Here is a 12,918-nt window from a genome sequence, read left to right as displayed (position 1 = left end):
CCCCGCCCCACCCCCGATCGGAGACCTCCATGGCACGGATCTGCCTGCTCAACCCCCGGTTCGAGACCTCGTTCTGGGGGCTGAACCACGCGATGTCCCTGGTGGGGCGGAAGTCCAACATGCCGGTCCTGGCCCTGCCGGTGCTCGCCGGGCTGACCCCCCCCGAGCACGAGGTGGTGCTGGTCGATGAGAACATCGAGGAAATCGACTTCGACGCCCTGGCCACGTTCGACATCGTCGGCCTGACCGGGATGACCGTCCAGCGCGAGCGGATGCGCGAGATCCTGGAGGAGCTGCAGGCCCGGGGGATCTTCACGGTCGTCGGCGGGCCCTGGGTCAGCGTGGTGGAGGACGCCTTCGACGGGCTGGTCGACGTCGTCTTCGTCGGCGAGGCGGAGGAGACCTGGCCCCGCTTCCTCGAAGAGTGGGCCGCCGGCGAGCACAAGTCCCGCTACGAGCAGGCGGACAAGACGGACATGGCCCGCGTCCCGATGCCGCGGTACGACCTCGTGAAGTTCCGCGAGTACGCCACCGGCTGCGTCCAGACCTCGCGCGGGTGCCCGTTCCAGTGCGAGTTCTGCGACATCATCGTCATCTTCGGACGCCGGCCCCGGATCAAGACGCCGGAGATGGTCGTGGCCGAAATCGACGCCCAGTACCGCCTGGGCGTCCGGCTGATCTTCCTGGTGGACGACAACTTCATCGGCAACAAGAAGGCGGCCAAGACGATCCTCCGCGCCATCATCGCGTGGCAGCAGGCCAACGGCTACCCGATCGCCCTGTACACCGAGGCGTCGCTCGACCTGGCCGAGGACGAGGAGCTGATGCGGCTGATGACCGAGGCCGGCCTGATCGCCGTGTTCATCGGCATCGAGAGCCCCGACGAGGAGGCCCTCCGCGAGACCAAGAAGTTCCAGAACGTCCGGGGCGGGATGGCGGCGCGGGTGAAGAAGGTCCAGGACGCGGGGCTGGAGGTCTACGCCGGGATGATCGTCGGGTTCGACAACGACGACGCGACGATCTTCGACCGCCAGTTCCGGTTCCTCCAGGAGAATCGGATCCTGTTCGCGATGGCGGGGATGCTCTCGGCGATCCCCAAGACGCCGCTGTACGACCGCCTGGAGGCCGAGGGCCGGCTCAACAACGCGGCGGCCGACGACCCGAACGTCGCCACCAACGTCGTCCCCCTGCTCATGTCGGTCGAGACGATGCGGGACGGCTGGCTCGACCTGATGGACCGGCTGTACGACGCCGAGAACTACTTCGAGCGGTTCGAGTCCCTGTTCATCGAGGGCCGCCTGCAACTCGGCAGCGCCCGCATGAACTGGCTGCGCCGGAACCGGCCGCTGTCGTACCTCAAGGTCCAGACGCTGACGACCCTCGCCGGCGTCTGGCTGCTCGCCCGGGTCTGGCTCGACCCCCGGACCCGGCCGTTCCGCAAGGCCTACGCGAGGTCGCTCCGCAGGCTGATCGCCGCGCGCAGGCCGCCGCGCTACCTGTTCCAGTTCGCCATGAAGTGCGCCGTGCACCTGCACTTCGCGACCATGACGGGCCAGATGGTGCGGGGCGAGTCGCGGCTGGTCAACACCTGACCCGGCGCCCCCGGGCGGGGCCGTCTCAGCCCTCGCGGGCGGCGACGGCGTCGCCGCGGCCGCGACGGTCGGCCTCGGCGACGGCGGCGAGGATGGAGCGCAGGGCTTCGATCTCGACGGGCTTGACCAGGTGGTGGTCGAAGCCGGCCTCGCGGGAGCGACGGCGGTCCTCGGGCTGTCCCCAGCCGGTGAGGGCGACGATCATGGTGTCGCGGAAGTCCGGCGCGGCGCGGAGTTCGGCGGCGACCTCGAAGCCGTTGCGGTCGGGGAGGCCGAGGTCGAGCAGGATGACGTCGGGCGGGAACGCGGCGGCCTCGGCGAGCGCCTGGACGCCCTCGTAGGCCGTGTGGACGTCGTGGCCGTCGAGGGCGAGCAGCCGGGAGAGCGAGTTCGCCGAGTCGCGGTTGTCGTCCACCACGAGGACGCGGATCGCGCCGGCGGCCGACCGGTCGTCGTCCTCGGGGGCCTCTTCGCCGGGCTCGGCCTCGGCGCCGCCGGCGAGCGGGAGGCGGATCACGAATTCGCTCCCGCGACCGGCGCCCTCGCTGCGGGCCTCGATCCGGCCGCCGTGCAGCTCGACCAGGCTCTTGACGATCGTCAGGCCGATCCCCAGCCCCCCCTGCGAGCGGTCGAGCGAGCCGTCGACCTGGGTGAACATGTCGAAGATCCGCGGGAGCATCTCGGGGGCGATGCCGACCCCGGTGTCGCGGACGATCACGACGGCCTCCCCCCCCTCGCGGCGCGCCTCCAGGCCGATCCGGCCGCCGCGCTCCGTGTACTTGACGGCGTTGTTGAGCAGGTTGGCCAGCACCTGATTCAGCCGCGTCGGGTCGGCGTCGAGCGGGAGCGGCTCGTCCGGCAGCGCGACCGTCAGCGTGTGGCCGGCGGCCTCCGCCGCCTGACGCACGGACTCCACGGCCGCGGCGGCGATCCCCTGGAGCGTCACCGGTTGCTTGCGGAGGCTGATCTTGCCGCTCCCCACGCGGGCCACGTCCATCAGGTCGTCGATCAGGTGGACCATGTGGCCGACTTGCCGCGACATCATGTCGAGGGTCCCCGCCGCGCCCGCCGCCTCGGCCTGGCTCAGGCGGAGGATCTGCAGGCCGTTGCGGAGCGGGGCAAGCGGGCCGCGCAGCTCGTGGGCGAGCGTCGCCAGGAACTCGTCCTTGCGGCGGTCGGCCTGCTTGAGCGCCTCGGAGAGCCGCTTCACGTCGTCCACGTCGGTGTTGGTCCCGAACCAGCGGACGATCCGGGCCCGCGAGTCCTCCACCGGCAGGGCGCGGCCCAGGTGCCAGCGGTAGGCGCCGTCGGACGCCCGCAGGAGTCGGTACTCGATCTCGAACGGACGGCCCGTGCGCAGGGATTCCAGCCAGGCGGCGTGCGCCCGCTCGCGGTCGTCGGGGTGGATCAGCCGAGCCCATCGGGCGTCGCCCAGGACGCCCTCGGGGTAGCTGCCGTACTCGCGCCACTTGCGGTTGAAGTAGTCGATCGTGCCGTCGGCCTTGGCGGACCAGACCGCCTGGGGCATGGCGTCGGCGAGCTGGCGGAAGCGGGCCTCGCTGTCGCGCACGGCCTCGCGGGCGGACACCGTCTCGGTCACGTCCACGCCGTGGACGAAGATGCCCGAGACCTCGCCCTCCGGGTCGTGGACCGCCTGGTACACGAAGTTGAGGATCCGGGTCTCCGCCCCGGCCGATCCGTCGCGGCCGAACCGGATGGGCATCTCCTTGCCGAGGAACGGCTCGCCGGTGCGGTACACCTGATCCAGCAGCTCGAAGAAGCCCTGGCCTTCCAGGTCCGGGAACGCCTCGCGCACCGACCGGCCGACCAGTTCGCGCCCCCCCGTCATCTCCTGATAGAGGCGGTTGGCCAGCTCGAAGACGTGGTCCGGCCCCCGGAGGGAGCAGATGAACGCCGGGGCGTTCTCGATCACCGAGGCCAGCCGGCCCTTCTCGGTCTTCAGGTCGAGGAGCAGCCGCTCGCGCTCCTGCTCGGCCCGGACCTTGTCCGTGATGTTCTTGAAGAGCACCGCGACCTTGCGGCCCTCGAGCGGCAGGGCGTACAGGTCGAACCAGCTCCCGCCCATCTGCTCGGCCGTGGCGACGAACCGGATCGGCCGTCGCTCGGCCGTCACCCGGTGGTAGGTCTGGAACCAGTGGTCGTCGTGGCCGGGGACCATCTCGCGCATCCGGCGGCCCCGGGCGCCGACCAGCCCGGTGTGGGTCTCGAACGCGGGGTTCGTCTCCAGGAAGACGTAGTCGACCGGCTCTCCGGCCTCGTCGTAGACCATCTCGATGACGCAGAAGCCCTCGTCGATCGACTCGAAGAGCGTCCGATAGCGGGCCTCGCCGGCCAGCAGCTCTTGCTGGGCGCGCCTCCGCTCCGTCACGTCGCGGCGGATGACGTAGATCCGCTCGGGGGCGCCGTCGGCCGCGAGGATCGGGGCGAGGTCGACCTCCCAATCCTTGGGCTCGCCCCGGAGCGTGGGGCACGGGCCCTCGAACCGCGCGCGCTCGCCCTTCGCGGCCTTGCGGACGGCCTCCTGGGCCGTCGCCCTCACGGCCTCGGGCCAGGTCGAGGCCCAGTCCCGGCCCCGGAGCGGCCCGAAATCGTCCACCTCCATCAGCCGGCGGCCGTGGTCGTTCATCGAGAGCAGGCGGCCTTGCAGGTCGAGCATCTCCAGCAGGTCCACGCTGCCGTCGATGAGCTTCCGATTCAGCTCCTCGGACTCGTGCAGGGCGGCCTCGGCCTGGAGCCGGGCGGCGACGTCCCGGAAGCTGAGCACCGCGCCGACCCGCCGCGAGCCGTCGCGGATCGGCGCGACGCTCCCTTCCACGGGGCGGGCCTCGCCGTCGCGGGCGGTCAGGATTCCTTGGAAGTCACGCGGGCCGGCCTCCTCGCCGCGCGGCGGGGCGAAGTCGGCCCCGCCTTCCGGGCCGGGCCGCGGGTCGAAGACCTCGCGGAGCGGCATCCCCCGGGCCTCCCCCCGGGACCATCCGGTGAGCCTCTCGGCGGCCGGGTTGAGGAACGCCGCCCGGCCCTCGACGTCGACCGTGAGGATCGCGTCGGCCAGGCTTTCCGCCATCCACTCGAAGCGCTGGCGGAGCGCACGCTCCCGCTCTTCGAAGGCGAACCGGGCCGCCGCGCAGAGGCCGATCAGGGCCGAGACCGTCGCGAAGACCAGGATCGACCCCATCTCGGACGGCCCGACCTCGAACGAGTTAAACGGCGGGAGGAAGAAATAGGTCCCCGCGACCGCCGAGAGCGCCGTCGCCAGCGCGCACGGCCCGAAGCCGCCGAACCAGCCGGTCGCCATCACGGCCCCGAAGAAGAAGGCCCAGGGGGACAGCTGGCAGAGCGGCCACGTCGCGTACGTCACGCCGACCGCCGCGGCGACGGTCGGGAACGCGATCAGGTAGCGGCTGACCATCCGTCCGGTCGAACTCATGGGTCCCACGTCGCTCCCTCCCGTGTCAGGCCCCGCCATCCTACTCGGATCGGCGGGGGTCGGCCTAGACGGGTTGGGGCGAAACGGCGGGTCGGGCGGGTCGAGTCCGATCTCCCCGACGGGCGGGGTGCCGGGTTCAGATGTGGCAGCCCGCCCCGCCGTTCTTCTGGACGTAACGCTGATGGTATTCCTCGGCGCGCCAGAACGTCCCGGCCGGGGTGATCTCGGTCACGATCGGCCGGCCGAAACCGCCGGATTCGTCGAGCTTGCGCTTCATCTCGGACGCCTCGCGGGCCTGCTCGTCGTCGTGGGTGAAGACGGCCGAGCGGTACTGGGTGCCGCGGTCCGGCCCCTGCCGGTTGAGGGTCGTCGGGTCGTGGATCTTCCAGAACGCCTCCAGGAGCCGGGCGTAGGGGATCTGGGCAGGGTCGTACTCCACCTGGACGACCTCCGCGTGGTTGGTCCGGCCGGTGCAGACCTGCTGGTAGGTGGGCTTCTCGACGTCGCCCCCCATGTAGCCCGAGGTCGCTTCGAGGACCCCGGGGAGGCGCCGGAAGGCTTCCTCGACGCCCCAGAAACATCCCGCCCCGAACGTGGCCGTCGCCATCTCGACCGCTCCTTCCGCCGTACCTGGATCATCTCGGGCCCGCGCCGCGAACCCCCTGAAGCATTTGTAGGGGTCCTGGGGCCTTCGGGCAAGGTTCCCGGGCTGGTCTGTTGCTCGCCCGCCTAGAATGAGTCCGGGGCCACGGCCGCCCGTCGGACCGAAACCGCAGACTCCCCGAGGAATACCGAACGTGACCACACCCCCCGCCTCGCTCTACGACCCCCACCCGATCCGGGGCCTCACGCTCCGCAACCGGATCGTGATGTCGCCCATGTGCCAGTACTCGTCCGAGGACGGCCTGGCGAACGACTGGCATCTCACCCACCTGGGCACCCGCGCGTCGGGGGGCGTGGGCCTGGTGATCGTCGAGGCGACCGCCGTGACGCCCGACGGCCGCATCAGCCCCGGCGACATGGGGATCTGGGACGACCGCCACGTCGAGCCCCTCGCCCGGATCGTCCGGTTCGTGACCTCGCAGGGGGCCGCGGCCGGCATCCAGCTCGCCCACGCCGGCCGCAAGGCCAGCTGCGACGTCCCCTGGCGCGGCGGCAAGGCGATCCACGACCCGGCCCGGGGGGGCTGGCCGGTCGTCGGCCCCAGCCCGATCCCCTTCGACGACCAGAGCCCCGTCCCCCATGAGCTGACCGAGGCCGAGATCGACGGCGTGGTCCACGCCTTCGAGGTCGCCGCCCGCCGCTCCCTGGACGCCGGCTTCCAGCTCATCGAGATCCATTCGGCCCACGGCTACCTGCTCCACGAGTTCCTCTCCCCGCTCAGCAACAAGCGGACCGACCGGTACGGCGGGTCGCTGGAGAACCGCACGCGGCTGGTCCGCCGGGTGGCCGAGCGGATCCGCGGGATCATCCCCGACTCCATGCCGCTGTTCGTCCGGATCTCCGCGACCGACTGGGCCGAGGGGGGCTGGGACGTCGACCAGTCGGTCGAGCTGGCGAAGGGGCTGAAGGCGCTGGGCGTGGACCTGATCGACTGCTCGTCGGGCGCGCTCGTGCCCCACGTCAAGATCCCGATCGGCCCGGGCTATCAGGTGCCGTTCGCCCGGCAGATCCGCCGCGAGGCGGGGATCGCGACCGGGGCCGTGGGCCTGATCGCCGAGCGCGAGCAGGCCGAGCGGATCGTCGCCGAGGGGGACGCCGACCTCGTCCTGCTTGGCCGCGAGCTGCTCCGCGAGCCATACTGGGCGTTGAAGGCGATGCAGGAGGCCGGCCGCGAGGTCGCCTGGCCGGTCCCCTACGGCTACGTCTTCAAGCAGCGGCGCTGATCGATCGACCCGGCGACCGCGGAGGCCCCCGTCATGGCGATCAACATCCGGCTCGACGGCGACGTCACCATCCTGAGCAACTTCGCCCGGCTCATGAACGACCCCAGGCACGTCGACGCCGCGCGCGACGTCGAGGACCGGCTCGACCTCGGCGAGCGGAACTTCGTGATGGAGATGAGCAACGTCCACGAGACCGGTGCCGGGCTGCTCGGCCTGCTGGTGACCCTCACCCGGCTGATCCGCAAGAGCCGGGGGGACGTCGTCCTCGCCCACCCCAGCCCCGCCATCCGCCGCCTCGTCGACGAGATGCGGATGGACGACTTCTGGGACGTCTTCGACACCGTCCAGGAGGCGATCGCCTTCTATCGTCGCCACGACCCCGAGTGAAGCGGATCGGGTTCGTTCGCGCCGGGCCGGAAACGAAGCCAATCGGCCTAAGTCGTTATTAAGGAATATCTTGGCGTCGATTGCAGGCCTCCGGGATTGGCTTCATTCGGCGCGCTTTCGCCATCTTTGGTCCATGGCCCGCTCGTCATGAGGAGCCATCGCCCGTCGAACCGGGGCGAGGCTCGCGCGTCCACCCGGACCGCCGTCGCTAGGGGGCCGAGATTGGCTTCGTTCGCGGGGCCCGAAAACGAAGCCATTCGACATAAGGTTGATTAAGTTAATGGTTTGAGTTCTGAATTTCGGCCCGCGGATTGGGTTCGTTCGGCGCGCTTTCGCTGGCGGTCGTGGCTAGTCGCGAGGTTGTCCCATCCACCGGCCGCTCGGCTCCGCGCGGAGCATCCCTTATCAGAAGTATGGGCTGCGATCGCCGATCGCAGACGACCGTTCGGTCGATTCGACCCGGCGGCCCGGTCCCCGCTGGTTCCGACGCCGCCCTCGGATCAGACCTGGACGGATCGATCCTCGATCCTCGGCCGGTCGTGGGTCGTCGGCAGGGTCGGATGCGTCGACGGCGAGGGGGGCGTCATGAACGATGGCGAAGGGGAGGCTCGGCCCGAGGGGTCGAGGTCGAGGCGAGGGTTGTACCGGCTCGCCGTGCTGGTCGCGTCGGCGCCCCTGGCGTATTTCGCGGGGCTGGGCTTGCTGACATCGGCCTTCGCGTTAGTGGAAGAGGCGGAGTTGCCCGGGACATACATCGCCTGGAGGTCGGCCGAGCCGGACAGGCTCACGCTCCATCCCGGTGGGACGTACACGCGCGAGGTGACGTGGGAGGGGGAGGCCGCGGCCACCAAGCTGAGGAGCCGCTGGAGTTTCGAGGGCGAGGGGCTCGTCCTGCACGGCCTGGGGATGCCCGTCCGCGACGCCTCGACCGGGAGGCGGACCGGGATCAACCAGACGGACTGCCGCCTCGTCGTGAGCCGGTGGTTCTGGTGGATCTGGCTCGGCGACGGGGCGGATCAGCCCGGGCTGGAGTATCGCAAAGGATGAGGGCCGCCGACGCGGGTGGCGTCGGCGGCCCTGGTTTGGTCCTCGGTCGATCCGAACTGACGGCTCAGGCGTGGATCGAGAAGCCCTTGCGGTAGTCGCGGCGGATGTACTGGTCGGCGTCGGCGTTTCCCTTGACCTTCATGGCCTCGGCGTCCCACTCGATGCGGGAGCCGACCTTGAGGGCCACGACGCCCAGCAGGACGGTCTCGGTGAGCCGGCCGGCGTAGTCGAAGTTGGAGTGGGCCTTTTTCGGGTCGCCGGCCTGGATGGCCTCGACGAACTCCTTGAAGTGGCCGGGGGACTTCTCGAACTGGACCTCGGGCTTCTTGTAGTCCGGGCCGAACTTGTCCTTGGGCAGGAGCGTGTACTCCGCGCCGTAGTCGTTCTTGGAGAAGAACGAGCCCTTGTCGCCGACGATCAGGAGGCCGCTGCCGCTGGGGTCCTCGCCGTGGAGCAGCTCGCGGTAGGCGCGCTTCTCCTTCGGCAGGTTGTTGCCGCCGTCGTACCAGGTGAGGCTCAGCGGCGCGCGGCCTTCGCGCTCGCCGAAGTGGGTCTTGATGATGGACCAGGTCGGGTAGGTCTGGTTGTCGACGATGCCGGAGGTGTCGACGACTTCGGCCCCGATCGGGTCGAACAGGTCGAGGCCCTTGGCGGCGACGTTGATGGTGTGGCAGGCCATGTCGCCCAGGGCGCCGGTGCCGAAGTCGAGCCAGCCGCGCCAGTTGAACGGGTGGTATCCGGCGTGATAGGCGCGGTCGTGGGCGGGGCCGAGGAACTCATACCAGTGGACGTGGTTGGGGATGCCGGGATAGTCCTTGAAGCCGGCGATGCCCTGCGGCCAGACCGGCCGGTTGGTCCAGACGTGGATCTCCTTGATGCGACCGATGGCGCCGTGGCGGAGCAGCTCGGCCCCTTCGCGGAGGCCGCTCTCGGCGGTCCCCTGGTTGCCCATCTGGGTGCAGAGCTTCTTCTCGGCGGCCAGGTTGCGGAGCAGCCGGGCCTCCTCGATGGACCAGGTGAGCGGCTTCTGGACGAAGGCGTGCTTGCCCATCCGCATGGCCATGACGGCGGCCGGGGCGTGCGAGTGGTCCGGGGTGCTGACGGTGACGGCGTCGATCTTGTCGCCCATCTCCTCCAGCATCGTGCGGTAGTCGATGTACCGCTTGGCGTTGGGGTACTTCGCCCCCATCCGCTCCAGGGTCTTCTCGTCGATGTCGCAGAGGGCGGCGATCTCGCCGTACTTGCCGGCGTCGTCGGTGTCGCTGGTCCCCTTGCCGCCGACGCCGATGCACGCGAAGCGGACCTTGGAGTTCGGCGACTCCTCGGAGGCCCTGGCGATCGCCGGGGCGCCGCCGCTCAGGAACTTCCCGGAAACCCCCACGAGGGCCGACCGGCTCAGAAAATCACGTCGCTTCATCGGCGCACGACTCCTGGTAAGGCGAGGGAGGTCGGCCTCGGCCGAGGCCGGATGTTCTTGGGTATCAGGATGCCGCGCGCGCCATCCCGCCGCAAGCGGCCGCCGCTCCGTCGTCACTTCGGCGGGGCCGAGGCCCGGAGCATCGCGGCCATGCCCTCGAACAGGGCCCCAAGGGTCTCCGCCGCCTCGGCGGGGGCCTCGATGACGATCCCGCCGCCGTCGTTCCGACTGACCCGGAGTTGCGAGAAGAGGCGGCGGACCTCGTCGTCCGCCATCGGCGTCGCGGCGCAGCGCTCCGAGGCGACGGGCCCGGCCGGCTCCGATTCGGGCGCGGGCGAGGGCGCGGTTGCGTCGGCCGGCTCGGGGGGCCCCTCGACGTCCTCGGCCGCGCGGGCCAGCTCGTCGAAGGGGTCGGGCGCGTCGTCGGCGATCTCCAGGTCGGACGGGTCGAACGCCTCGATCTCCCCATCGCCGCCGCCGTCGATGCGTCCGGCGTCGGCCGCCTCGGCCTCGTAGAGCTTCTGGGCGCGGCTCAGGAACGAGCCGGCCTGATCGAAGTGGATCACGTCGCTCTCGCCGTCGAACAGCCCCTTGAAGAGCGCCTGCTTGGAGCCCACGAGGTCGGCGATGCGGGATTCGATCCCCTGCTCCGAGACGAGGTTGTAGACGTCGATGGGGGATTCCTGGCCCATCCGGTGGATCCGGCCGATTCGCTGCTCCAGCACGGCGGGGTTCCAGGGGAGTTCCAGGTTGACGACGCCGTTGGCCGCGCGCTGGAGGTTCAGGCCGACGCCGCCGGCGTCGGTGGCGAAGAGGATGCGGAAGGCGGGGTCGTCGTGGAACTCCTCGACGTTCCGCGTCCGCTTGCGCGAGTCCTCGGCCCCGGTGAAGAAGCCGGCGCGGGCGCCGGCCTCGGCCAGCAGGTCCCCCACGGCCCAGTGCGCCAGGTGGAGCATCCGCCGCCACTGGCTGAACACCACGATCTTCCGCCCCTGGTCGACCACGAGCTGACGGACGAGTTGGCGAAGCTCGACGAGCTTGGGCGAGGCCAGGCTCTGGAGCGTCGCCTCGTCCGCCTTGCGGCGGCGGATCGACGGCCAGACGTCGTCGAAACGGAGCTGCGCCAGGCCGTTCGAGACGACCCGCTGGGCCGTCATCAGGCTCATCAGCCGCAGGAACTCGGGCTGCCGGAGCGGCCGCCTGGCGGCGCGGGCGAGGAGCTGCGCGATCGGCGGGTTGAGCGCGTCGTGCTCCTGACGCTGGGCCTCGGTCATCTCGATCGGCACCCGGACGTCGGTCCTCGGCGGCAGCTGGCCGAGCACCTCCTTGCGGATCCGGCGGAGCATGCACGGGGCGAGGCGCTCGCGGAGCGTCTCCAGGTTGCGGACGCCGGTCGTCTCCTTGCGGCCCTCGGCCCGGATCGCGTGGACGGAGGGGAGCCGCCACTTCGGCTCCAGGGCGTCGTCGTCGACCCACTCGACGACCGACGCCAGCTCCTCCACCCGGTTCTCCATCGGCGTGCCGGTGAGCACCAGGCGGTACTTCGGGTCGAGCCCCTTCACCGAGAGCGCCGTCTTCGTCTGCCAGTTCTTGATCCGCTGCGCCTCGTCGAGCACCACCAGCTCCGGGGCCCAGCCCTTCGCCAGGTCCAGGTCGCGCAGCAGTTGTTCATAGTTGATGATGAGGAAGCCGTCGGCCCGTGGCGCGTAGAGCGCCTGGCGCTCGGCGGCCGAGCCCTCGACGACCCGGATCGGCAGGTCGGTGAACTGCGCCCATTCGCGGGCCCACTGGGGCTTGAGGCTCGCGGGGGTGATGATGAGCCCGCGCCGCACCCGGCCCAGCCGCTTCAGGATCGTGCAGCACGCGATCGCCTGCGCCGTCTTGCCAAGGCCCATGTCGTCGGCCAGGAGCATCCGGGTGGTTCGCAGGAACCGCTCCACGCCCTCCTTCTGGTACGGATAGAGTGGACGGGACAGGGTCCGGAAGGCGGATTTCAGCTCCGACGGCCAGACCGCGGCGCCGACGACGCGGTCCAGCCGGGCCTTCTCGCGGGTGAGGACGGCGAGCAAGGCCGGGTCGAACCGCGGGGCCTCGGGGCCGGCGGGAACGGCCTTCAGCAGCGACTCCACCAGATTCAGCCGCTTCTCGGGGGCCTCCGGGTAGGCGTTGCGGAGCACGGCCCGGCCGGGGGACTCTTCCCGGAACAGGTAGCGGACGTCGCCCTTCCCCTGGGAGTCGCGCGGAAGCTTCGCCGCGTTCTCGTAGATCACCCGGTCGAGCGAGTCGCCCCGGCCGACGAGCGGGCGGATCGGGTCCCAGGCGAGGCCCTCGGACGGCGCGGACTCGGTCTGTTCCCGGGCCGCCTTCGCGAGCAGCCGGGGCCTGGCGTGGATGTGCTCCAGCACGGCCAGGACGTGTTTGCAGACGCCGAGCGCGTTCTTGAGGTAGTCGGGGCAGTCGCAACGGCCGTCGATCGGGTCGACGCCCCGGATCAAGGTGCGATAGGGTCGCGCCGACGAGCCCTTTCGCTTGGTGCCGTAGAGGCCCAGGGCGCGGCCGTCGGCGGGGCGGGACTCGACCTTCAGCTCCTCCTTGCGCGCCGAGTCGAGCCGTCGCGCCAGGGCGTCGACCGCGTCGACGCGGATCATCGGCTCGTCGCCCGGCACGATCTTCATGACGTGGCCGACGAGCAGGTCGGCCGGGATCGAGCCCCCCTTGCGGCCGAGCTGCGTCCGCAGCCCCTCCAGCGCCTCCAACTCGCGGTCGATCTCGACGACGTCCCGGGCCTCCAGGACCTGTCGGGCCTTCTCCAGCAACTCGACGATGGAACTCATGCATGACTCGCGCTGGCAAGGATCGACATGTTTCCCCTTCCCCCCTGGTGGGGGAAGGTGGCCCGAAGGGCCGGATGAGGGGGATCATCAAGGCGGATGTATCAAGAAAGCGAAGGCTCATCGAGGCACCCCCCCTCATTCGCCATTGTATAGACCGGGGACATGGGTAATACGGCCTCTATTTAGTTTCGACGCCGCTCGCGCGTCAGATACGGGGCGGCGCAGACCGACTTGATCAGCTCGGGGTCGGCCAGGGCGACGTCCATGGCGGCGACGGCGGCCTCCATCAGGTCCTCCCACGTCGGGG

The 12,918-nt window shown here is 70.5% G+C and carries 8 protein-coding genes; 4 read left to right on the top strand and 4 right to left on the bottom strand.

Annotated elements, in window-relative coordinates:
• Positions 1 to 29: 29 nt before the first annotated feature.
• Positions 30 to 1,592: a B12-binding domain-containing radical SAM protein gene (locus tag G6O68_RS26185; protein ID WP_165251720.1), complete on the top strand. Its 1,563-nt coding sequence runs from the start codon at positions 30 to 32 to the stop codon at positions 1,590 to 1,592.
• Between the two features lie 25 nt (positions 1,593 to 1,617).
• Here G6O68_RS26185 and G6O68_RS26180 read toward each other — a convergent pair whose 3' ends face one another.
• Positions 1,618 to 5,040 carry a hybrid sensor histidine kinase/response regulator gene (locus G6O68_RS26180; RefSeq protein WP_165251718.1) on the bottom strand — a complete coding sequence of 1,141 codons (3,423 nt, stop codon included), beginning with the start codon at positions 5,038 to 5,040 and terminating at the stop codon, positions 1,618 to 1,620.
• Positions 5,041 to 5,176: 136 nt separating this feature from the next.
• A complete protein-coding gene (gene msrA, locus G6O68_RS26175; RefSeq protein ID WP_165251716.1) occupies positions 5,177 to 5,647 on the bottom strand; it encodes a peptide-methionine (S)-S-oxide reductase MsrA in 471 nt (156 codons plus the stop codon).
• A gap of 181 nt (positions 5,648 to 5,828) precedes the next feature.
• Between msrA and G6O68_RS26170 the strand changes: the two genes are divergently transcribed.
• The 3 genes from G6O68_RS26170 (at position 5,829) to G6O68_RS26160 (ending at position 8,360) form a co-directional block, all read left to right on the top strand.
• Entirely contained in the window at positions 5,829 to 6,926 is a 1,098-nt protein-coding gene (locus tag G6O68_RS26170; RefSeq protein WP_390625394.1) for an NADH:flavin oxidoreductase/NADH oxidase, read from the top strand.
• A 33-nt stretch (positions 6,927 to 6,959) separates the two neighbouring features.
• The gene (locus tag G6O68_RS26165) at positions 6,960 to 7,313 is read left to right on the top strand and encodes an STAS domain-containing protein (protein ID WP_165251711.1); all 354 of its coding nucleotides are present in this window, start codon (positions 6,960 to 6,962) and stop codon (positions 7,311 to 7,313) included.
• 585 nt (positions 7,314 to 7,898) lie between these two features.
• Positions 7,899 to 8,360, top strand: a complete 462-nt coding sequence (locus tag G6O68_RS26160; RefSeq protein ID WP_165251709.1) for a hypothetical protein — start codon at positions 7,899 to 7,901, stop codon at positions 8,358 to 8,360.
• A 64-nt stretch (positions 8,361 to 8,424) separates the two neighbouring features.
• Here G6O68_RS26160 and G6O68_RS26155 read toward each other — a convergent pair whose 3' ends face one another.
• Both G6O68_RS26155 and G6O68_RS26150 read right to left on the bottom strand, forming a co-directional pair.
• Positions 8,425 to 9,777 carry a Gfo/Idh/MocA family protein gene (locus G6O68_RS26155; protein WP_165251707.1) on the bottom strand — a complete coding sequence of 451 codons (1,353 nt, stop codon included), beginning with the start codon at positions 9,775 to 9,777 and terminating at the stop codon, positions 8,425 to 8,427.
• Between the two features lie 113 nt (positions 9,778 to 9,890).
• A complete protein-coding gene (locus G6O68_RS26150; RefSeq protein ID WP_165251705.1) occupies positions 9,891 to 12,611 on the bottom strand; it encodes an SNF2-related protein in 2,721 nt (906 codons plus the stop codon).
• Between the last annotated feature and the right edge of the window lie 307 nt (positions 12,612 to 12,918).

The sequence above is a fragment of the Paludisphaera soli genome, from assembly GCF_011064595.1.
Lineage (GTDB): Bacteria > Planctomycetota > Planctomycetia > Isosphaerales > Isosphaeraceae > Paludisphaera > Paludisphaera soli.
This window is presented reverse-complemented; position numbering and strand designations above follow the sequence as displayed.

Excerpts from the sequence above, each read along its gene's own strand:
- msrA (WP_165251716.1), bottom strand. The coding sequence starts at position 5,647 with ATGGCGACGGCCACGTTCGGGGCGGGATGTTTCTGGGGCGTCGAGGAA.
- G6O68_RS26150 (WP_165251705.1), bottom strand. The coding sequence starts at position 12,611 with ATGAGTTCCATCGTCGAGTTGCTGGAGAAGGCCCGACAGGTCCTGGAG.
- G6O68_RS26160 (WP_165251709.1), top strand. The coding sequence starts at position 7,899 with ATGAACGATGGCGAAGGGGAGGCTCGGCCCGAGGGGTCGAGGTCGAGG.
- G6O68_RS26185 (WP_165251720.1), top strand. The coding sequence starts at position 30 with ATGGCACGGATCTGCCTGCTCAACCCCCGGTTCGAGACCTCGTTCTGG.
- G6O68_RS26165 (WP_165251711.1), top strand. The coding sequence starts at position 6,960 with ATGGCGATCAACATCCGGCTCGACGGCGACGTCACCATCCTGAGCAAC.
- G6O68_RS26180 (WP_165251718.1), bottom strand. The coding sequence starts at position 5,040 with ATGAGTTCGACCGGACGGATGGTCAGCCGCTACCTGATCGCGTTCCCG.
- G6O68_RS26155 (WP_165251707.1), bottom strand. The coding sequence starts at position 9,777 with ATGAAGCGACGTGATTTTCTGAGCCGGTCGGCCCTCGTGGGGGTTTCC.